The 23,372-nt window shown below is 49.2% G+C and carries 14 protein-coding genes; 9 read left to right on the top strand and 5 right to left on the bottom strand.

All coding sequences use genetic code 11. From position 1 onward, the window contains the following. Positions 1-268: 268 nt before the first annotated feature. Positions 269-2,812, bottom strand: a complete 2,544-nt coding sequence (locus tag BT142_RS01550) for a glycoside hydrolase family 9 protein (RefSeq protein WP_072416440.1) — start codon at positions 2,810-2,812, stop codon at positions 269-271. A 624-nt stretch (positions 2,813-3,436) separates the two neighbouring features. Between BT142_RS01550 and BT142_RS01545 the strand changes: the two genes are divergently transcribed. Beyond that, complete coding sequence (locus BT142_RS01545) at positions 3,437-5,965, top strand: family 43 glycosylhydrolase (RefSeq protein WP_072416439.1); 2,529 nt, start codon at positions 3,437-3,439, stop codon at positions 5,963-5,965. Between the two features lie 87 nt (positions 5,966-6,052). On the opposite strand, the gene BT142_RS01540 is transcribed toward BT142_RS01545, so the two are convergent. The 3 genes from BT142_RS01540 to BT142_RS01530 form a co-directional block, all read right to left on the bottom strand. Further along, positions 6,053-7,600 carry a hypothetical protein gene (locus BT142_RS01540; RefSeq protein WP_139182153.1) on the bottom strand — a complete coding sequence of 516 codons (1,548 nt, stop codon included), beginning with the start codon at positions 7,598-7,600 and terminating at the stop codon, positions 6,053-6,055. Between the two features lie 148 nt (positions 7,601-7,748). Continuing rightward, complete coding sequence (locus tag BT142_RS01535; RefSeq protein ID WP_072416437.1) at positions 7,749-8,273, bottom strand: RNA polymerase sigma factor; 525 nt, start codon at positions 8,271-8,273, stop codon at positions 7,749-7,751. Between the two features lie 595 nt (positions 8,274-8,868). Further along, positions 8,869-9,342, bottom strand: coding sequence for a hypothetical protein (locus BT142_RS01530; protein ID WP_072416436.1), 474 nt, complete (start codon positions 9,340-9,342; stop codon positions 8,869-8,871). A gap of 258 nt (positions 9,343-9,600) precedes the next feature. On the opposite strand from BT142_RS01530, the gene BT142_RS01525 reads away from it, so the two are divergent. The 5 genes from BT142_RS01525 (at position 9,601) to BT142_RS01505 (ending at position 18,096) form a co-directional block, all read left to right on the top strand. Next, positions 9,601-10,557, top strand: a complete 957-nt coding sequence (locus BT142_RS01525) for a hypothetical protein (RefSeq protein WP_072416435.1) — start codon at positions 9,601-9,603, stop codon at positions 10,555-10,557. A gap of 755 nt (positions 10,558-11,312) precedes the next feature. Next, on the top strand, positions 11,313-15,056 hold the full coding sequence (locus BT142_RS01520; RefSeq protein WP_072416434.1) for a family 43 glycosylhydrolase: 3,744 nt from the start codon (positions 11,313-11,315) through the stop codon (positions 15,054-15,056). Positions 15,057-15,219: 163 nt separating this feature from the next. After that, positions 15,220-16,206: an SMI1/KNR4 family protein gene (locus BT142_RS01515; protein WP_072416433.1), complete on the top strand. Its 987-nt coding sequence runs from the start codon at positions 15,220-15,222 to the stop codon at positions 16,204-16,206. A gap of 166 nt (positions 16,207-16,372) precedes the next feature. Next, positions 16,373-16,909 (top strand): NUDIX hydrolase, encoded by a 537-nt coding sequence (locus BT142_RS01510; RefSeq protein ID WP_242871887.1) that lies wholly within the window; start codon positions 16,373-16,375, stop codon positions 16,907-16,909. Between the two features lie 794 nt (positions 16,910-17,703). Next, positions 17,704-18,096, top strand: a complete 393-nt coding sequence (locus BT142_RS01505; protein WP_072416431.1) for a hypothetical protein — start codon at positions 17,704-17,706, stop codon at positions 18,094-18,096. Between the two features lie 731 nt (positions 18,097-18,827). Here BT142_RS01505 and BT142_RS19365 read toward each other — a convergent pair. After that, a complete protein-coding gene (locus tag BT142_RS19365) occupies positions 18,828-19,067 on the bottom strand; it encodes a P-loop NTPase family protein (RefSeq protein WP_207647519.1) in 240 nt (79 codons plus the stop codon). A 29-nt stretch (positions 19,068-19,096) separates the two neighbouring features. Here BT142_RS19365 and BT142_RS01500 point away from each other — a divergent pair, with 29 nt between their 5' ends. The 3 genes from BT142_RS01500 (at position 19,097) to BT142_RS01490 (ending at position 23,361) form a co-directional block, all read left to right on the top strand. Then, the gene (locus tag BT142_RS01500; RefSeq protein WP_072416430.1) at positions 19,097-19,357 is read left to right on the top strand and encodes a hypothetical protein; all 261 of its coding nucleotides are present in this window, start codon (positions 19,097-19,099) and stop codon (positions 19,355-19,357) included. A 795-nt stretch (positions 19,358-20,152) separates the two neighbouring features. Then, positions 20,153-20,995: a hypothetical protein gene (locus BT142_RS01495; RefSeq protein WP_084659264.1), complete on the top strand. Its 843-nt coding sequence runs from the start codon at positions 20,153-20,155 to the stop codon at positions 20,993-20,995. A 128-nt stretch (positions 20,996-21,123) separates the two neighbouring features. Continuing rightward, a complete protein-coding gene (locus BT142_RS01490) occupies positions 21,124-23,361 on the top strand; it encodes a lipase family protein (protein ID WP_072416429.1) in 2,238 nt (745 codons plus the stop codon). Positions 23,362-23,372: the final 11 nt, after the last annotated feature.

Raw genomic sequence — 23,372 nt, 5'->3', positions numbered from 1 at the left:
GCCGAAAGACAAGCGGAAGAAAGACAGACTCTGTGCCGTACTTATGGAGAGGGGTAAAGCCTGACAGCAGACTGCGCTGCCGTGAAAGGTCTGTCTGAAAACATCATGCGGTATGGCTGCACGAACAATCAGCTTCACTGCGTATTTATGATACCACATCTATCCCGAAAATAAAGCTGTTCGGAGTGAACGGTATCTTTTTCGGAGTAAACGGTGCTGAAACGGCAAAAAAGAGGGTGCTGCGTCTTACAGCACCCTCTCGTTTTCATCAGCTGAGAGAATTTACTTTGGATTTTGTAGTCGGAAGGTCTTTCTCGGAGAGAGCCTTGGTCGCTATCAGCTGAACCGCGAGAGCGTCTGCGGCGTTTACTCCGTCAGAATCAACACAGTCGGCGTTCTTCAGTCCTGTCTCTGTGATGGTGAATTTCGCGGGGTTGCCAACATACTGCTTGATGAGTACAGCGTCGTTGAGATCGACTGTGCCGTCGCAGTTGACGTCGCCGTACAGCGGAGCTGCTGTCTCGGTGTCGGGAGAATCGAACTCGGGCTTGGTGCCGTCGGGCTCGATACCGCCTACCAGCTTGTCGCCGCTGTAAACGCAGATGTTCTCGTTCTTGACCTCGTTGCCCGTGCCGAAGAACGCGTCATCCTCCTTGAAGATCTTCAGGTTCTGGTAGCTCCAGTCGTCGGACGGATCCCACTTGTCGCCGTAGTACAGACCAACGGTGAACTGATACTTCTTGCCCGAGTTTGCGATATTGTAGTCGCTCCACTTGATCTCGGCGTAGTAAACGTCATCCATCTTGTCGTACTTGTAGGGGCCGCTGATGGTGCCGTTAGCGGGAGCGGCTTCTGCGGATGCCTGGTCGTAGAGCTCCGATACCTTGACGTTGTTCGGGTCGCTCATGCCCTTGGTGCTGAAGTAGTAACGCACCGAAAGATCCTCGAGCTTCTTGGTAGCGCCGGTCATAACGTACAGGGACACCTTGGTGACGCCTGCACCGTTAGCGTTCAGGTCGTCGATACCGCAGGCAGTTACCCAGCACTCGTTGCTTCCGCCGCCGCTCGTACCTGTGAAGGTGGGCTTCGGCGGGAAGTTCTTGGTGGGAGCCATATCGGGAGTGCCGTAGTACTTGTAGAGACCTGCGCTCGCACCTACGAACGCTGCGTTGTAGTCGATGGTGACCTCGTTGTAGGTCCAGTCAGCGGTAGTGTCTCTGTGTCTGTCCTGATTGTCGGGACCGCCTGCGAGTGCGCCGAACAGCACGTATCTCTGCGGATCGGGATCCTCGCACTTGGTCAGACCCGAGCTTGCTCTGTGGTGAGGATACTGCACGGAATCCTCGTTGAAGCCGACGATGAAGCATCTCGGACCGTGAAGCTCATCCTCGCTCCAGGGTGCGGGCTCGCCGTTCTTTTCAGCCTCTGCGTTAGCTTCGATGCGCTCAAGGTAGGTGATATCGTTCTTGCCCATGATGTATTCCATCTGACCCTTAGCCCAGTCGCTGTACTTGTTGGGAGCGTCGCCGTTGTACTTGGTGTAAACGAGCGCCATGAGCTGAGCGGCGGTGTTGTAGCGGCAGCTGCCCCATGTGTTGAGCCACCAGTAGCCCTCGGGAGTCAGCTCGCCGATGCCGCCTGTCATGTAGGTGTTGATCGCCTTCTCGACCGACGACCAGCAGTCCATCTGCTCGTAGGGGCTCTTGTTCGCCGCCTTCTTGAACTCGTCGATGAAGTTCGGGTAAACGTATTCGCCCTTGGTGTACGGAGTGTCGCGGCAGATCTCGCCGAGCACACACTGAACGCCGCCCCATACATCGTTCCAGCAGTGAACGTAGCAGGGAGCTGCATAGTAGTCGTAGCAGGTGTAGATCTCTTCGAGGTAGCTGTGGTCGCCCGTGATCTTGTAGAGCCATGCGGCAGCCCAGCAGTAGTCGTCCTCCCACTTCTGGGACTTGTAGTAGCCCTTAGGGCCGTCAGCGTTGTCGGAGAGCTCCTTGGGGTGATCCTTCGCAAACTTGAAGAGCGCCTTTGCGTACTTCAGGTTCTTCTGAGCGTAAGCCTTGTCGGTGTCCTTGAAGTTCAGGTAGTTGATAGCCAGCGAAGCCGCGGCAGAAGCTGCGTAATCGGTCTGCGGCTTGTCGGGCGTCAGGAAGAATGCGGCTCTTCCCATCTCGTCCATTTCGGGAGAGTTCCAGTAGGAGTGGTCGATGTCGCCGTCGCCTACCTGATAGCAGTGCAGAACGACCTCACCCTTGTCGTCGAGGAAGGTACACTTCATAAGGTAGTCGTTGAAGTGGCGGAGGATAGTCTCGATGTGATCCTGCTCGCCGATCTGAACATACGAATCGCGGAACTCGTAGTAGCCCCAGCCGACTGTCGAAGCGGCGTAGTTCTCGGGCATACCGAACTCAACGTGGTCGCCTGCGTCGTGAAAACCGCCCGCAACGTCAACATAACCGTCGCCGTCGGGATCGAGGAGATCTCTGTACTTCTCGATCTGTTCTTCGGTGAGGTTCACGCCCTCCCAGTCCTCGATGGGGTGGAGCGGTACCTGCGAATCGTAGGTGTGGCAGTTGCCGCGCCATTCAAAACGGTTGTTGCCTTCCACGTCGTCACCGCACATATTCGCATCGTAGAAATACATGGAATACTGTAATGCCCGCGCAAAGTCGTAATCGACGCCCGAAGATTCGGCGATCGCGTCTTTGAGCTCATCGGCGGCATTGACAGACGGAACGACCGCTGCTGTCTGACTGAGCGCGAATACCGCGCCCGCCGCGGCTGAGACCAGCCTGTGTTTTAGCTTCATAATAACTCCTCCAAAAATATTTTTGAAATAAGAGGGAAGAAATACCGCCGTGTGACAAGGGCGTTTCGGTGACAGACCGAACCCGCGGCAGCCCTTTCCGAGCTCTTATTTCTGATTTCCTGTTTAAGAACCGTGTGCCTGCAACGCGTAAGATCGTTTACAGATATATCCAACTGTATACAAGCACCATAACAATAATATATCACGTTTTTGGGAAAATTGCAATAGATTCCACAAAAAGTTAAATAAATTATATTGCTAATTTTAAAAAATATAATAAAAGTGACATGGCGGCAGAGCTCCCCTATCCTGTCCGTCCGACGATACCATCAACATGACGATAGGAGAGATGTTTTTTTGGCGAAATTGTCCCAAAGGGTATCGCACGCCGATAAAAAAATACTATTTTATCGCTTTTTCTATTGACAATAGGCAAGCACTTGTGCTATAATAATTTTTAAATACAACGGAATATGCGAAGATATTGTCCGATATATCAAAACCGTAATAGTTTTGTTTAAGATGTGTCATAATGTTCATATATTTGCATATATCGGCTGTCTTGTCCGTATCACAGCACGCAGTTCCGATCGGTCCCGATGACCTGTTAAGGAGGAAAAAGAAATGATAAAACAAAGGATCGCCGCCGCCGTCCTCGCGCTCGGCATGACACTCTCGGGCATAAGCAGTATGCCAGCCGCCGCCGCAGGGCGCAGAGTCTCCGTCCATGACCCGTCCATCATCAAGGACGGCGGGACTTACTATGTGTTCGGCTCCCACATCGACGCGGCGCAGTCGGGCGACCTCATCAACTGGGACACCTTCTCCAACGGCTACGCCCGCACCAACAACGTTGAGTTCGGCAACCTCTCGGAGAACCTGAAAAAAGCCTTCGCATGGGCAGGTGAGGATCTTGAGGACTGCAAGGGCGGATTCGCGGTCTGGGCTCCCGACGTTATCTGGAACCCCGACTTCAGGTGCCCCGACGGCAGTAAGGGCGCCTATGTGATGTACTTCTGCACCAGCTCCACCTACAAGCGCTCGGTCATCTGCTACGCCTGGTCGAAGAACATCAAGGGCACCTACACCTTCGGCGATACGCTGATCTATTCGGGCTTCTATGATACCGACAGCTACGTCACCAGCGACACCAAAAACGTCAACCGCAAGTACACCTCCACCAACATCGACGAGCTGATCGCGAGCGGCGAGGTCACCTACAACAACAGCTGGTTCAGCAACCACGACTTCAACAATCAGCTCTTCCCCAACGCCATCGACCCGACCATCTATTACGGTACCGACGGCAAAATGTACATGACATACGGCTCATGGTCGGGCGGCATATTCACGCTGGAGATCGACCCCACGACAGGCAAGTGCATCCATCCCAAGACGGGCACCACCTCCGACGGCAGAATGGTGGACAGCTACTTCGGCACGAAGATCGCGGGCGGCTACGGCAAGTCGGGCGAGGGTCCCTTCATCGAGTACAACGCCGACACGGGCTACTACTACCTCTGGACGACCTACGGCGGACTGTTCTCCGACGGCGGCTACAATATGCGAGTTTCGCGTTCAAGATCGCCTCTCGGTCCCTTCGTTGATGCCGCAGGAAATCAGGCGGTTCTGAACTCGAACACCAACCTCGATTCCGTCGGGCTCAAGGTAATGGGCAACTACAAGTTCTCCACCCTCGATACGGCGTACATGGCGTGCGGTCACAATTCCGTGCTCCGCGATGACGACGGTCAGTGGTACCTCTTCTATCACGCGAGATTCGACGACGGCAGTGAATATCACTCGGTGCGCGTTCATCAGATGTACTTCAACGCCGACGGCTGGCCTGTTGTGACCCCGTTTGAGTATGCGGGCGACAAGCTCTCCAAGGGCGGCTACAACGAGAGCGATATAGTCGGCAAGTACGAATACATCAACCACAGCAATTCGACTGACGGCAAGATAATAGGCTACAAAAACATCACCCTGAACGCCGACGGGACTATCTCGGGCGACGTAAAGGGCACATGGAAGCAGGCTTCCTCGTCTGCTGAGGCGAACCTCGTCATCGACGGAAAGACCTATAAGGGCTACTTCTACGCAGGCAAGAACGAGAAGGGCACGAAGGTCATGAGCTTCACCGCGGTGGGCAGCAACAACCAGACTGTCTGGGGCGCGAAGAACGATCAGTTCACAGGCACCGACCGCGTGTATACGGGCGATTTCACCAATGCGGAGTACGACCTCGTGTACAACTGGGACAACGTGAAGAACGAGGCTCCCGGTGCGTCCCTGAAGATCAGCGGCACTGATCTGTATTCGGGCGTCAGCTACTACATCGTCAACAAGAACAGCAACCTCTCCTTCGACCTGCCCAGCGGCAAGACCGACGAGGAGACCAATATCCAGCAGTGGGAGCAGAACGGCTGTTTCGCACAGCAGTTCCGACTTATCGCGGATGAGGGCGGCTACTGCCGTATCGCGTCGGTCGGCGACGAGAGCAAGGTCATCACCGTGACTTCCGCGGCTGACGGCGCAAACGCTCAGCTCTCGACCTACACGGGCGCGGACACTCAGCTGTTCAAGGTGGTTGAGAACAACGGCTATTATGCGTTCCTCTCGAAGTGCTCGGGTGCGAAGAACTCGCTCGACGTGTTCGAGTGGTCGAAGGAAAACGGCGGCAATATCGCCCACTATCCCTACAACGCCTTCGACTGTCAGCTGTTCTCGGTAACTCCCGTATGCCCTGCTGTCAACGACGGCGTGTACAGCTTCCGCCGCGTTTCAGACGGCAAGCTGACGGGCAATCGCACCATCAAAAAGCGCGAGGACGGCAGATACACCCTCATCGAGGAGAGCGGCAAGACAGGTACCTACACCATCCTCTGCAACAAGGACGGCAGCTACACGCTTGTCAATTCCGCAAACGACAGATCGACCTACATCTTCGAGCCTGTTGCCGCAAAGCCTGCGGAAATACGCGGCGACGTGGATGCGAACGGTGTATTTAACGACGCCGACGCTGCCATGCTGCACGAATACCTTGTAGGGCTCACTCAGCTGACTGACGCCGTACAGGGCGATATGAATCGTGACGGCGAGATCAATATCTCCGACCTCATCCAGATGAAGCGTGAGCTTTCGGGCAGCTGAACCCAAAGACGTAAATAAATAATCCGTAAAGAAGACCCGAACAGTCTGATGGCTGTTCGGGTCTTTAACGTTTTGGTCATTATTGCTTTAGTCAGCGTTTGCGGAAGAGATGACAGTCACTTCGTCGCCGACACCGTCAAGGATCCTGGGGTCTACCTTGAAGTCGAGCTTTATCTCGGAGCCGTAGATAGCGGAACCGTCGGTGTTGTAGATGCCGCCGAGTGTGATGCTGAATTCCTTGTTGAGATCGAACTTCAGCTTTCCGTTAGGCTCTGCCTGATATAACAGTACAGTAAAGCTGATGCAGTTGTCGGGGTAGAGCGAGAACTTCGAGCCCTTGGTAACAATGATAGAGTCTGTATTGAAGTACTTGCCCATGTCGGCGAGGATCTTGTCGGGATTAGTCTTCAGATCATAGAATACGCCGTCGTTGAGGACGATATCGCCGCTCTTGGGCATGATCGTGAAGTCGAAGCTGACAGCATTTGACTTGGTGTTGAGGAACATACCGTTCAGGGCAATATCGAACTTGTCGCAGTCGCTTACAAAGATCGGGTCATATTCGGAGCCTGTCGGGTACTCGGTCTGGAAATAGTGGTAGTAGTCTTCATCATCTATGAGCATATGGGTGATATGATCCCACAGCGGGTTGGTGTTTTCGGACAGGATGTATTTATTCTGAGTCTCGTCCCAGTTTGCGAAAGTTGCTTCAAAGGGATAATTGTCGTCGTAAACAGTCTTCCACTCATAGTCTGCGCCGAAGATAGTATTGATCCAGTACTCAACGGTGTAACGGTCTCTGCCGTAAAGGACCTTGTTCAGAATGTAGTCTGTCATAGCGTTGTTGACGCTGTCAGTTCCCGAATTGACGCTCTTTAACTTGTGGTTGTTGTAAGCGAAAACGCCGTTGCTTGCGGTCTTTATCATTCCGTAGCTGCCGCTGTCGTATGCCATAAAGATCGCTTCGTCGTTGTAGCCGAGAGCAGGCTTGGTGCCCTCTGCTACAGGCTGATAGATGGTGGTGTTCCATTCGTCAACGAAAAGGAGCTGCTTGGTGTTCTTGAGGTAATTATACTGATGATAGATCTCATATGCGATGCAGTACTGAGTGCTGCCGTCAACGTTGGTGATGGTCACAGGCTCTGCGCTTACGATCTGACCTGCGATGACAAAATCAGCCGAAGCAAGAAGATCGTCGAAGGATGCCTTCACGTCGGGGTCGGGCGTAGTGGTCTTTGTTTTATTGTCAGCCGAGGACGAGGTGGTATCCTTCACGGAAGAGGATGTGGTTGCCTTTTTCGAGGATGTGTCGCTCGACGAAGAGGAAGAAGACTTCTTCGAGGATGTGCTGTCCGCAGACGAAGAAGTGTCATCTACAGAACTTTCATCGCGCGAAATGCTCTCGTCGGTGTCAGAAGCTGTGTCGTTCTCGTCAGCTTCTATGCTGCTCATAGCCGCCATGGAAGAGCCGCTGCTGCTTGTCGATGCGGTCACATGGGACACGTTGGGGTCTTTCTGGATATTTGACGATTTTGCGTAAATTGCTGCTCCGCTGCCGATGATAAGTGCTGCGCAGGCTGCTGCGATAGCGCCGCCTCTGAATCTGCTGACTTCGTTAAACATTGTTTCTTTCATGGTAATAGTCTCCTTTTCGTTTGTATTTGTTTCTGTTGCCTTTATTTCCGATCCGTCGTTGTCTGTGTAAAGGGCAGCGGCTTTTTCTTTTTCTGCCGCTTCAAGTATATTGCTCAATATTCTCTGCTTTGTTTCTTCTTTGTGTCTCTTAACAGCTTCTGAATAACGCATTTTTGTCGCCCTCCTTCATTTCTTTTTGTAGTTTTTTCAGAGTTCGGTAGAGCCTGTTCTTAACGGTCATCTCCGCTACTCCAAGCAGTTTTGCTGTCTCCTTTATTTTGAGGTCATAGCCGAAGTACAACAGGAAAATGCGGTACGTCAGTTCGTCGGTAGCTTTCAGGTTCTCCAGAACCTCTTCGTATATATAGCTGTCGCTCCGTTCAAGCTGCCTTAAAGCGTCCTCGTCCACGACCCCCATCGCTTCATCGATGCTTTCCATAACTATTCTCTTGCTGTAATGGTCAGCAAGCTTGTGCTTTACCATCCTTAATAGATAGTGCTTGGGGTCGAGCACGTTTGCACCTTCCTGCATTTTCTTATAGAATGCGAGGTATACGCTTTGCAGTATGTCCTCTGCCGTTTCCCTCGTGTCAGCTTTTAGAATCAGATACTTGTAAAGATAATCGTATGTGCTGTTGTATATCTTTTCAAAGCGCTTCGTAACTTCGTCCATGGCCTCATCGCCTCCTTTCATAATAATAGTCTGAAAAAAGCCAAAAAAAGTTTCACGGTTTCAAAAATTTTTTTATTTTTTTTGCGGGTTTTGCTGGGGGAAACCTTTCTGAAGAAAGGTTCTCCCCCAGACCCCCTTCCAAAGACTTTTAATATGTTGTCAGTTGGTTGTGTTAGGGAAGATAGGCTCTTGCCGCTTCAAGAGATACCGTCTGACTGTCGGTTAGATATGTAGGGTGGGTGGGCTTGATACCACCGCTCGACTAAGTCCGAATCGCTGAATGAAGCGTTATGCACTTATGAACGTCTTTTTGGCAAGGGGTATACTATTAATAAAGAGAACTACAAACATTTAAGTCAAGACTATCTATAGTGGCTCAACACCCCTTGCCAAAAAGTATTAAAAGTTTTAGGAAGGGGGTCTGGGGGATAACCCTTTTTCAAAAGGTTTTCCCCCAGCTGATCTCCGCACGCTGATCTCCGCGAAAAACAGCAGCGGTAGGGGCTGTATGAAGCTCCTACCGTGACTGTTTTCTTTGTTCTATTGTAGATGAATCTGCTGTCTTTCGGCAGCTGTGTAGATAGCTTTTTCTCTGTCAGCCCATTTTTGCGCTGAGCTTCTTTGCGAGGTATACGCCCTGATAGATCAGTGCTGCGGGAAGAACAGGGATAGCACACATTGCGAATCCCCAGTAAACGAAGGATGCGTTGAATGCTTCGAGGTCGCCGAAGTGTCCTGCGGGAACGCCGCTGAACATAGCGTAGATGCTCACGCCGAGCAGTACGGTGACGGGCAGGAAGGAAACAGCCAGAAGTGTCTTGAATGCCTTGTTTTCCTTAGCCTCTGCCGATGCCTTGTCGGGGCTGCTCTTTACGGAAATGAGGTGTACCATGTTGCAGATGAGCATTACTGCCGCATAGACCAGTGCAACTGCGGAGATCACCTTTGCGGGAACCGAGAACGCAGTTTCTTCTGTGAGAAGCGAATTATATATTATACCGCTTGCTCCAAGAATGATTGAGATGATGATTGATACGTTTTTTGCGCCGAACTTTTTCGTGTCGGTCACTCCTTTCTTTCTATGATGTGATTATACCACACTTTCGGAGTGAGCGCAAGATGTCATCTGTCACTTTATGCAGTTACATTTGTCACTATTTTTGTCGCAATTCGTTTTTTTCGCTTTGCGCCGCCCGCGGGAATATTTTCGGTAAACGGTTGACAAACCCTTCTGTTTCGGCTATACTATTAATTATGACGAGTGATGCTATCCGCCCGAAAGAGCACAGGACAGCGTCCCGCACAAAAGACGAAAGAGGATATTATTATGAGAGTACGGTTTCATTTGCCGGATTTTGCCGGACATTTCAGATTCAATCTGGTCTTTGCGGAGATGCTGAAACGGTGTCCGCAGTATTTCCGTGAGGGTGTGGAGATCGCTTCCGTCTACGGATGTTTTCCGCCTTCGCTGTGGAATGGCGGCAGACTGTGCGGCGGTTACTGTGACAGGGACTATATAAAGACCGTTACCGAGTCTTTCAACGAGAGGGGCATCCCCCTCAGATTCACTTTCACCAACCCCGTGCTGGAGAAAAAGCACATATACGACGATTTCTGCAACAGGGTGATGACGATCGCGGACAACGGTCTGAACGAGGCTATCGTATTTTCGCCGTATCTTGAGGAGCATATCAGAAAGACCTACCCGAAGTACAAGCTGACAAGCTCGACCTGCAAGCGTCTCACCGACCCCGAGGCTCTGTATTCCGAGCTCGAAAAGGACTATCATCTGGTGGTCATCGACTACGATCTGAACAATAAGTTCGATATTCTCGAAAAGATACCCGACAAGGACAAGTGCGAGCTGCTCGTGAATGCGTGCTGTGACCCAGCCTGCGAAAGACGCTCCGAGCACTACAGGATAATCGGCTCACAGCAGATAGAGATAGCTAACTACGTGAGAAAGCACCCGAATACCAACTTTACTCCCGAAATGCTCAATAAGCAGTTCCCGCAGGGTGCGATGTTCGACAAATGTCCCAGCGTCAACAGGACTGTATTTGACATCCAGCAGCTCAGCACGCACATCTCCCCCGATGACATCTGGAACAAATACGTCCCCATGGGATTCAGCCACTTCAAGATAGAGGGCAGAACTTACGAGACCTTCAACCTGCTCGAACACTATATGTACTACATGATAAAGCCCGAATGCAAGGACATCGCAAGGTTCACCTTCCTCAGGCAGCTCCGCGCAAACGGCGTGATAGACCTCGCAGAGTAACACATGACAGCAAAAGCCGACAGTTTTTTTGAACTGCCGGCTTTTTTACCGTGGGAGTGCGGGTGATATTGGGGGAGACCCGCAGGCAGCAAGACCAACAGCCCCCGAAGGGGCTGCCGATCCAGAATATTATTTAAAGGAGGTGAAAGTGATCTGTCGTTTGTGGCTGTGACAGCTTTCATGGCCGTGTATCCGATATTAACACGTTCGTCCGATATGAACATTTTGACACTGCGAAGAGTTTACAAAAGATACACAAAATATCAGCGCTTTTGCCCCAATATACTGTGCAGATGTATCATTCTGCGGCGGATTTTGCGGGCGGTTATAGTCTTTTCTCACAAATAGTTTACTTGATGTAAAACTCATGTGAAGAATCCTTATACTAATATTATACCACACGGGTGTCACAAATCCGTAACAGAGAGCGCCCTCATTTGTGAATCTTTTGTAAATTTTACAAAGAAACTACATTTTTAAGTTATACTTTTGTTGATATTTGTACTTTATCTATTCAGAACTCACAAAACTACCATAAAAAGGAAGTTTTTTTAACCTCAAATTGCGAACCTTTCAGAGTTTATATACTTATATATCGTACTTGACAAGATCCGGGGCTTGTGCTATAATATTTAACAATAAAGATAGTATGCACTAATTTCAACAAATTTGTGCGTATTTTTAGGTCAAAACGCTGTAAATTCAAGGCTGCACGGCGATGCAGCCCGAAATATAAAGGTTCGGAGGAAGTTGTTATGTCAAGTTCAAAAACGATAACGAAACGAATATTGTCAGTACTGTCATCGGCAGCGATGGCTGCGTCCTGTCTTGCACTCGTTCAGGGCGGGATGCCGTCTGTCCATGCCAACGCCCTTGAATCGGGACAGGTCGCAAATCCCGTGATATGGGCGGACGTTCCCGACCCCGACATCATCAGGGTCGGCGACACCTACTACATGGTGAGCACCACCATGTTCTTCAACCCCGGCGTGCCCGTCATGAAGTCGAAAGACCTCGTGTCGTGGGAGATATGCTCCTACGTCTACGACACCATGGCCGACGGCGCAAAGCAGACCCTCTCGAACGGTCAGCACGACTATGCGCACGGTTCGTGGGCGGCGAGCCTCAGGTATCACGACGGCAATTTCTACGTGTTCTTCGGAAGCTACGGCACAGGCAAGTCCTACATCTACAAGACCAGCGACATCGAGAGCGGCAACTGGACGAAGAGCGAGATCAACGGTATGTATCACGACGCATCGCTCCTTTTCGACGATGACGGCAGGAACTACCTCGTTTTCGGCGGCGGCGGTGAGATCAAGATCAAGGAGCTCAACTCCCAGATGACGGGCTTCGCAAACGGCGCGACCGAACGCACCATCATCAAGACGGGACTGGATAACCTCGCAGGCGAGGGTTCGCACATCCAGAAGATAAACGGCTACTACTACGTGTTCCTCATCGCATGGCCGAGCAACAGCGGAAGAATAGAGCTCTGCTACAGAAGCAAGAGCCTTAACGGCAATTTTGAGGGCAAGACGGTGCTGAATTCGGGTCTCGGAACGTATGGCTCGGGCGTTGCTCAGGGCGGTATCGTCGATACTCCCGACGGAAACTGGTACGGACTGCTGTTCCAGGATCACGGCTCGGTGGGTCGTATCCCCGTTCTTGTGCCCGTTACATGGCAGGACGGCTGGCCGATGATGGGCGTGAACGGCAAGGCTCCCGTTGTACTCGACATCCCCGGAAGCCATAAGGGCACACAGCTGGCGAAGGACGACGAGTTCGACTACAGCTCCAACAAGCTGAAGCTCGAATGGCAGTGGAACCACAACCCCGACAACCGCTACTGGTCGGTGACCGAGAGACCCGGCTGGCTGCGTCTCAAGAACGGCTACACCGCAAAGAGCATCATCCACGCGAGAAATACCCTGACCATGAGGACTGAGGGTCCGTCCTGCTCGGGCGTTATCAAGATGGATGTCTCCAACATGAAGCCGGGTGACTGCGCAGGTCTTTCGGCGTTCCAGTACAACTACGGAAACGTCGGCGTGCGTGTTACCGACAGCGGCGAGAAGAAGATATACATGGCTACCAACGCCAACTACGGCAACAGCGACGTTATGAACAGCGCCGACAAGATACAGGAAGAGGTCTCCCTCAGCGGCAACACCGTTTACCTCAAGACCGATTTCCAGTTCAACACGGTCGATTCTAACTACAATGTCTCGAACAACATCGACAAGGTGAACTTCTACTACTCGACTGACGGCAGCTCGTGGAAGAAGATAGGCACGACCGTCGGCATGACCTACGACCTGAAACTCTTCACGGGCTACAGAAATGCTATCTACAGCTACGCCACCAAGTCTACGGGCGGCTATGTGGACGTTGACTATTTCGACTATGAACGCGCAGAGTGGAACGCACCTACGATAGTCGAGCCCGACGCTGACGGCTACTATATGCACGACACATTTGAAAGCGGCACCGACGGCTGGTCGGGACGCGGCGGCTGTACGGCTGAGACAAGCACCTCTGCAAAGACAAAGGGCTCGAAGTCGCTGTTCCTGTCGGACAGGACTGCCACATGGCACGGCGGGATGAAATCGCTCAGCACCTCGACATTCGTACCGGGCAACAGCTATGCGTTCAGCGCGGACTTCGTGAACCTCACAGGCTCCGATCCGACCGAGTTCAAGCTCACTCTCCAGTACAAGGTGAACGATGAGGTCTACTACGAAAAGATCGCTCAGGGCACGACAAAGCGCGGCAAGTTCATCCAGCTCTACAACCCGAGCTATACTATCCCCGCAGGTGCGTCGGAGCTCGTGCTCATCGCCGAGACTACCGAGGAGACCTGTGATTTCTACGTGGATGAGGTCATTGCGGCTCCCGTCGGCGCAAATATCGAGATATCCTCGAACACCGCACCGATCGAGGACACGAGCAGTTATCTGTTCCACGATACCTTTGAGAGCGGCTCGGACACATGGTCGGGACGCGGCGGATGCACCGCCGAGACAAGCTACGATACAAAGTACAAGGGCTCAAGATCCATGCTCTTCTCGGGAAGAACTTCGGCATGGAACGGCGGTCAGAGAGAGCTCAGCACAAGCACATTCGTGCCGGGCAAGAGCTACGCATTCAGCGCCTGCTTTGCAAACCTTGAGGGCTCCGACCCCACCGAATTCAAGCTCACCCTCCAGTACGAGCTCAACGGCGAGGCGAACTACGCAAAGATAGCTCAGGATTCGGCGAAACGCGGCGAGTTCGTTCAGCTCTACAATTCTTCGTTTACTATACCGAAAGGCGCCGAGAAGCTCGTTCTCGTGGCTGAGACCACTCAGGAGACCTGCGATTTCTATCTGGATGAGGTCATCGCCGCTCCCGCAGGAACAAAGATAGTCGGACCTGTATCGACAGTCATAACCGACGCAGATATCAGAAGAGGCGACGTTGATCTGGACGGAGAGATCACGATCTCTGACCTTGTCAAGCTCAAGAGAGGCATCTCCGAAGGCATCACCGACAAGATCGTAAAGCAGAACGCGGATGTTGACCGCAGCGGAACTATCGACGAGAATGACGTGACCGCGCTCCACTCGTATCTTTGCGGCAAGATCACGGAATTCCCCGTGGCAGAGCCCGAAAAGGTACCGTACAACTACAACGCGAACCTTCAGTACAAGGCTGCGCCCGACAGCTACTTCAAGCAGCCCGAAAAGCACGGAACTGTTGTCAAGGAGACCTATAACGGCATCAACGGCAGCAAGTCCATGAACGTGTATCTCCCCTACGGCTACGACAAGTCGAAGAAGTACAACGTGTTCTACCTGATGCACGGCGGCGGAGAAAATGAAAACACCTGCTTCAACGACAGCAGTATCGACATTGACATAATGCTCGACAACATGATCGCAAACGGCGATATTGAGCCGATGATCGTTGTTACGCCGACCTTCAACGGCTGCCCCTCTTCGGATAACAACATGGGTGCAGGCTATGTATGGGACGAGATGCGCCGCAGCATCATCCCCTACGTGGAAGGCAAGTATTCGACCTACGCAAACGGCAGCACAAGCATCGACAGCCTGAAAGCATCCCGTTTCCACAGAGCCTACGGCGGATTCTCCATGGGCGGCGGCTCGACCTGGAAGATGCTCTGCAATAATCTCGACATCTGCGCGTACTATATGCCGCTCTCCGGTCACTGCTGGGACGGCGCACAGGGCATCCAGAATGCGATAGACAAGAGCGGATACTCAAAGCGCGATTACTTCGTCCTTGCCGCAACGGGAACGAAAGACCTCGCCTACAATAACATGGTGCCGCTGATAAACTCCCTCAAGAGCGATACCAAGCGCTTCACCTACACGAGCGATTTCTCGAAGGGCAACTTCTACTTCCTCGAAGCAGCAGGCAACGTTCACTACTGGCCGCAGGTACGTCACTATATCTATGACGCACTGCCGTACTTCTTCCATGAAGGACAGTGACATCACAGCCGAATAAGATCTTTGCCCCGAAGTGTTCAGAGCGCTTCGGGGCATCGTTCTTATCTGTTTGCGGAAGCAGGCGTCTGAGCTTGACAAACTGCGGAAATAGTGCTAAAATCAAATATGCGATACAGAACAAAAGTAAACCTTAGGAGATAAGAAAATGTTTGATAATGTAGATATGAATGATTTCTGGGACAGCGGCAGTGAATACGATCATCTTAAACTTGAGTCTTTCTCTGACGAAAAACTTCGGGACATAGAAAAGGAGATCGGATATAAATTACCCGAATCCTATATTGCCCTGATGCGTGTTCAAAACGGAGGATGCCCAAAAAATAATAGGGTCGGAAGCACGGTATGGCTGATCGACGGCATTTACGGTATCGGAAAAGATGAAAGTGACTTCTGGGAAAATGAAGGGGTAGGTTATCCGAAGATCGGCGTGCCCGTATGTCCCTCGGATGACGGCTTATGTATGATCTTTTTAGATTATCGTGAGTGCGGAAATGAAGGAGAACCCAGGGTAGTGGGGATCGATCCTGAATTGAATTTGATCGAATTTATTGCAAAGGACTTTGGATCCTTCATCGATATGCTTGTCCCTGCAAGGTATGGCGATAATGACAACCTTATAGATGAAGATATTGAAAAATTTGATCCTTATGAAGGGATACAGTTCACTCCCGTAGAAGGTGAGCAGAGAAAAGAATTGGATCGTATCATCTGGGACGCTCTGCCTTGGGCAGTCGGTTTCACCGCATTCTGGCTGCTTATGATCTTTGTACTTTATTTTTTTAAGGGTAATGTCATAATTGCTTTAGTGTGGGTCCTGTCATTTTTCCCGGCAGCATTCGGGCTCCTTGGCACAATAGGAGGTCTTGCAGACTGTATTTCCAAAAGTAAGCAAACTTATGAAAGTTATGTCGATACTGTAGATGTGGTCTGGGAAGCGAATGAGCCGATCTACAGAGCAAAAAATGAACAGGAAAAGAAAAAGCTCTTTTTCCGTCTGAAAAAGAGCAAGGCTGACAGCTACCCCAACACCGATGGTTTTAAAGAAGGCGACAGAGTAAGAGTATACAGAGCGAAAAACGGAGAGGTCATACTTGTGAAAGAGCAGGAGCAGGGAACGGCGGAGAAAAAATAACCGTGATAACTGACAGCTCCCGAACAATCGGGGGCGGTTTCCACGATATGCACGATCCCGTCAACAATATCTATATTACCGTGTCTGCCTGTTGACGGCGCGGACGAGGTATGGTATAATAATATGAAAAAGTACTGACAAAATGCAGACAGGAGTGATGACGGTCATGAGATTACTGCATATTATGGACAGCGATGATTACGAGAACTGCACACGTTTGACGGTGCGGCATTCTGCAAGAGCGATAATTATTTCCGACGGCAGGATTGCTATGATCCACAGTCTTGAAAATAATTACTTTAAGTTACCGGGCGGAGGTATCGAGCCTGGTGAAAGCAGGGAAAATGCTCTTATCCGAGAAACTCTCGAAGAAACAGGATTGCACGTTATCCCCGAAACGATAGATGAGCTGGGCTATATCCACCGCATTCGCAAGTCGCTGAAATACGAAGACGAGTGCTTTATCCAGAATAACTATTACTATTTCTGCGAAGTGACCGATGAGGTCTCCGAGCCTGAATATGATGAAGGCGAGCTGTCAGAACGGTTCGTTCCTGTGTTTGTTGATCCGCACATCGCCTTTGAGGAAAATGCGAAGATCCCCGAGAGCGACCATGCCTATGGTATGGCGTACCGTGAAAACTTCGTACTGCAACTGTTGATAGAAGTGCTCGATGCACACAAAGAAAAGCAAAACAGATAAAAAAACAGCTTGATGCCGATGTCACCGTTATCGGCATCGTGACCCTGATCGTACTGATGCTGGTCATCGTGATATTCGGCAAGCAGTTCAATGGGTTTGTATACAATACCGAGGCTTCGGGATTATTATTTGAGTTGATCCAAAATTCTGTGTAAACGCCAAATAGTGCAATAAAAAGTGTATGATGAGACCGATCGTGAAAGCAGTCGGTCTCATCTGCATATTCATCCAAACCGTACTCACAAACAGCGATTTTCAGAGTTCCAATTATTATCACCTCAATTGTTTCAGCTACCGCTGACATCACCGACGAAACCAATCAGGGCACCGCACCGTTCTGCTATATCGAAGGCGCAACGATCAGGAACCTGAATGTTTCCGGAACTATCACGGGTACAACACACGCGGCAGCGATCGTCGGTTTCTCAAGGGGTGAAAACAACAAGATCGAGAACTGCATCTCTACTGCGACTGTTAATGGCGGATCTCACATCGGCGGTATCCTCGGTCATGGTCTCGGCAGCGATATTGATATCGAAAACTGCGTATTTGCAGGCAAGCTGGAAGGCGGCGAAACCGCAAAGGGCGTATTCTTAGGCTGGAGCGATCAAGACGGCACGAAGAATGTCACGAATTGTCTGTTTGTACCGAGTGACAATCAGAACACCGGTAATCTCGACCTTATTCAGAAGCATAACGGCGAGGTTACGCCAACCAACTGCTATTATACGGAGCTTAATAAATTCAGCACAGACTTCGGCAAGCTTGCCAAGACCGTTTCAGGCGGCGAAAATGTGAAGGTCGCTCTTGCGGAAAACAGCAAAACAGGCGTGTTCTACAATGGTATTGTCTATGCGGCGAGCGGCGAGAATGTGGAGCTTGAACTTAGCAGCAATATCGCTCCGACCGATCCCACATTCAAGGGATATACTGCAAGCGCAGGAACATTTGACGGCAATACGCTGACAATGCTGGATGAAGATGTTACCGTCAGTGAGGAGTTTGCAAGGACCGAGATCACGATCAAGTCGGTCGACATCAACGGCATCATCACATCCACAACGGTCTATGCCGAGACCTACACAACCGCAGATTATACTGTACCGAGCGCACCTTATCTGGACGGCTACGATTTTGCAGGCTGGAAGGTAAACGGCAAGCTTTGTACAGTACAATATGCTATATAATAATTATGCACTATTTCCTGCTGATTTTCAAGACAAAACCGTTAACTGCTTGAATTGATAAATACTGTGAAAAATGCTGTATTTCCCGATGATATATTAAAAATTTCCTTTTTCAAACTGTTAATTTCCTGAAAAAAGTTGCCTGCTTTTTGCCTTCGTTGTTCTATTAAATAAGAATTTTATAATCTATAAATCCTGACTGTCGCTGATAAATCAACAGGCAGATTTTATTATAATACACGAACTCCAAGTCAACATTAAAAATTCGATCCATATGCAGCTTTTTGTATTTTTCGTTCAGGCATAAAAATACCCCTTAGAATCCACACTTTGGGGTTGTGTGTATTCTAAGGGGGAGGATATGTAAACATAAATGAACTGACTCAGGAACAATATCAATATATAGCGATCCAAGAAAATACCAACACAAATCTTTCGGATAAAATTTCACATTACTGCATCAAACGCCCTTGAATGGCGATAGCACGTCTGCGGTCGTTTTTCTTGTATTGCTCATAGTATCTTATTTTCGGGTTAGCGGACAGGTCTAATATCGGTAACAAAAATAGAGTGCTGTTATTTTAAGTTTGAAATCATTTGTGAAAAATCAATATGTTTATACTCATCGGAAAGCAGAAGATACAAAGCTTATAGAAATAAAGCACTTACTACAAGTCGCTTTGACAATAGTAAGTGCTTTGTTGGTATGTATTGCTATGGGTCTGGTGTTACTATTTGGAACGGGGATAGTCTTGGCGTTCTCCAATATCGAATTGAAGAGCTGTTCCTTTTCGGTAGGTTCTCCGTTTTTTCTCAATAACGCTTTGCTGATTAATGCTGAAAGTAATAATTCCTACGCTTCTCTCCGGATGATTTATGAAATGGTTGGCTAACAGTTCAACGATCTTTTCAGCCTCTTTAATATTTCCTCTTTTATTGTATACACCGTCTGATACATAAACGTACTCCACTCCAATATCTTTTCCCTTATCAACAGAAGATGTTCTATATCACGAACACGACTTCCGTTGTGGATCTGAACGGCGGAAACACCCTTGAATGTGCGAACGGTCAGCTTGTAAATGCGGCTACGGGTCGCTGGGGCAGCGACGGCTCGAACGGCGGAAACCTCTCGCTGAACATCACGGGTGACAGCATCTCCAACAGTGTGACTGCCGACGATATAAGCTCTGTTGCGGTGAATGTTCTTGACGGCGGTGAGTTCACGGGCGAGACTTCAGGGGAAGTCATGGTGGGATAAAAAGCAAGTGTTTATGGGGACGGTGAACAGCCGTCCTCTTTTTGTTTGTCGAGAGGACAAGCAAAGGTCAGTCAAAAAAGTTCTATAGCAATAAAAGCAAAATAGAGTATCAATCTCCAATCACACGGAGACTGATACTCTTTTCTTTTGGCAAGATAATCTGTTTTGAGCGAGTCTTCAATGAATCAGCAGGGTGGCTTTATAAAAACAAAGACAGCCGATGTTAGACTATGCACCTAACCTCGATTTTTCGCAAAATCAATAATTTTGCGAAAAGATAGGATTAGTTTTGGCTTGATTTCTGCTTTCTTTTTTTCAAAAGCTGTTTTGGTGTATTGATTAAAAGTATTAAAACTTGCAATATCATACAAAAGAAAAAGAGTATCAGTCTTGAACCGAACCATAAATAATGTACAGTGACAAAAAAGACCTCCTATGGTATGATAGAAACCATAGGAGGTGTTGTTATGGTATGGGAGCTTTAAGAATCGGAAGAAGAAAGAATCGTATCTTAACAGAGATAATACTTTTGAAATTCACCAAACCGGTGAGTGTTTTGAACTCAAAAAAATGATATAATAAATCTATAGCCTATACATCTTTACACACTGTAATGATAATGTTCCAATGTCAAAGGCATTAAAATCACTGTATAAAGAGGAAATCACAAGTAAAAAATAAGCGGTTTTATCGGAAAATACATGGCAGTCATCGTGCTTGCTATGACAGCACCATAAATGATTGATTTGAAAACAGTGTTCATTAACAGAATTGTGGAATTGGAGGAAAAATACTATGAAAAATCATACATCTGTAAAAAGAAAAACATTAGCGGTCATTACCTCTGCCGCCGTAATGTCGGTCATGCTGACGTCCTGTGGAAGCTCAGAAAGCAGTTCCGTGACAGAGAACAATGCTACGAAAACAGACAGTTCCACAGCTTCGGCGAGTGCAGAAAATGACCTCTCAATACAGAATCAGAAGGTAATTGATTCCCCCGAGTGGCTGACTAAGCTCGATGCAGTCAAGGACGCCGAGCAGATAATAGTCGTTGCGGGCGTGGGTGACACCACCGCTTATGTGAGTATGCACGAAAAGGACGAGGATGGCAGTTGGAAAATGCTGCTCCAGATGCCGGGCTATATCGGGCTTGAAGGTATGGGTGATGCAGACTGTAACCATGCCATAACGCCTATCGGGACTTTCACGGTCGGCAAAGCCTACGGTATCGCAGACGACCCCGGCTGTCAGATAGAATACACAAAGGTGACAGAGGACGACTACTGGTCGGGTGATATGCGTGAGGGAATGCACTTCAACGAGTTTGTCAACATCAACGACGTTCCCGGGCTTGACCCCGACGAGTGTGAGCATCTTATCGACTACACCTATGAATATACTTATTTTCTCGATATGGGCTATAATACGGAATGTATACCCGAGGAAGGCTCCTGCTTCTTTTTCCACTGCATGAGTCTTGTAAAGCCCTATACGGGCGGGTGTGTTGCGGTGAACGAGGCTACTATGAAGCTGATAATGCAGAAGATAAAGCCCGGCTGCAAGATCACCATTGACAAGGCTGATGCTCTCGGCATAGACCTGAATGTAGCCCGAGATACCGCAAATAAAATGGTTTAAGTGCGGCAGAAATTCACCAAACCGCTGAGTGTTTTGAACTCAAAAAAATGATATAATAAATGTATAATGAATCTCATATCGTGTCATTAGTTGTTTTTTCTGTCATACAAACAAAACGGAGGTTTTCCATGAAAGCTATGATTAAAACCGTAAGTATTGCCGCAAGCGTCGTTATGCTGACTTATTCGCTGCCTTTTAACACCTTTGCTGTCGATACAGATGATGTAACCAAGGGCAGCTTTACCTATATGCCTGCATTCGCCGAGGAAGCGGCAACGGAACCGTATTTTTACAGCGACAGCTACTTTGCCGAATCGTCCGACAGTCTTAAAACACACCTCAGGACTATGTCTATGGCGTTGGCTCTCTCAACTATGGAGGTCGATGGTTCGTCCTATGTCACTGACCTGCTGAGTGACATTGGCTTTGAGGATATTGCCATCGGAGACATGAACGATAAGCCCACAAAAGATACTATAGGAACTGCTATCGCCCATAAAAATATTGACGGACAGGAATTAGTGGCTGTTGCAATCCGTGGCTCAAAGTATGACAGCGAGTGGGCTTCAAACCTCACCGCAGGAGTAGATGGCGATATTAAAGGCTTTTCCGATGCCTCCAAAAAGGTCAATGACAGGATAAAAGATTATCTTGCCGACAACGAGCTTACAGATGTAAAGCTGTGGATAACAGGCTATTCGAGGGCGGGTGCAGTCGCAGATCTTACGGCAGTCTACATAAACGAGCATAATGCTGAATTTAAAACCTCTTCCGATGATCTGTATGTCTATACCTTTGAAGCTCCCGCAGCTTCCGAAAGCGATAAGGTATATGACAATATCCACGAGACCCGCAACAAAAATGATATTATCAATTACGTTTATCCCGAAAGCTGGGGTATCCATTCCAACGGAAATGTTCAGTGGATAGGCGAAGAAATGACGATAGTTTCAAAGACAGCCGATGTCGGAGTGCAGGGTGTAACTGTCAGGGACGCTGAAAATATCACAAAGGAAGAATTTATCAGACAGTTTATGGACTGGCTGTCGGGTGAGCTTACAAGAGAAAATTTTTCGGGCGATTTCGACGGAGCTGTCAGCGGTCTTTTAGAGCTGTATTTCGGCAAGACTCCCGATGAAAGACAGGCGCTCGCCGATTATTTTGGCAGCTTAAAGGAGCAGTTTTCGGATGCCGAGGCAATAAAGCAGAATGAAGCTCTCATGGGTTTTCTGACAGATGATGTCTTTTTCGGGATATTCGATCATAACTCAGATAAAATGTATGAGAAGTTAACCAATGATCTGAAAGTTATCCTCACGGATATGTACAATGCCGAAAAGACAAAGGGAAATGATGGTCTGTCGGAGGAAGATTTCAATGCAGTGCTGGATCAGCTTTATCCTTTGTTCAGACAGTTGGGTCCTGCGGTAGTCAAGGATATGCACTACCATATAGGTATGAACACCGATGATTTTCTTCCGGAGGATTTTAATGACCCGGATTATGAGCCGGGATATTATGAGGAAGAAGAGGAAGAGCCTGAGCCTGTGACCGAAGCCGAAAAAGGAGCAGCTGACGGAAAATCAGCCGCTTGGGTAGGCTACAGTGACGGACTTAACGGCGAAAAGTACGCCAGCTACAACGATGTACCCGATGACGGCGAGGAACACACAGAGGAATATCTTAAAGCCTACAAGCAGGCGTACAAGGAAGAATATGAAATACAGTACGCTGATGGCTTGAAGGATCATAGGACCGATTATCAGAAGGGCATAGATGACGGCGAGTACCGGGGTGAGCTGGCGGCTGCTCAGGATATGGAAAACGATAATGAGTACGGCACAAGCTACAACGATGAGCCGGAGGTATATGAGGACAGCGACCCTTATTCCGAGGAGTACATTCAGGGATACAAGGACGGCTATAAAAAAGGTTATGATATCAAGTTCAAGGAAAGACCGCTGTATCATGTGGCAACATTTGCTCTGAATTTTGATGAGCTTTGGAGCGAACACCAGCCGCAGTACAACTGGGAGCTTGTGAAGTCTTTGGACAGTTACTACACCGAGGATACATCTGAGCCGGACAGCAGTTCAGTACCCGACAGCAGCTCAGAGCCTGAAAGTTCATCAGAAAGCAGCCCGGAAAGTATACCCGATAGTTCATCAAGCATTCCCGACAGTTCTTCCGCTGCAAGCTCTGCCGACAGCAGCTCGTCAGCAAGCAGTTCATCGAAAGCACAGAGCAGCTCGCAGACATCAAGCCCGACCAAATCAGAAAGCAATCCTGCAACAGGCTCGTCAGTTCCCTTAGCTGCTGTAACATTACTTATGGCGGGTATAGTTGTATCAAAGAAAAAGCAATAAATATTCCTCCA

Source organism: Ruminococcus sp. YE71, assembly GCF_900119155.1.
Taxonomy (GTDB): domain Bacteria; phylum Bacillota; class Clostridia; order Oscillospirales; family Ruminococcaceae; genus YE71.
Note: the sequence above shows the minus strand (reverse complement) of the source record. Positions and strands in the feature narration are given on the sequence as shown.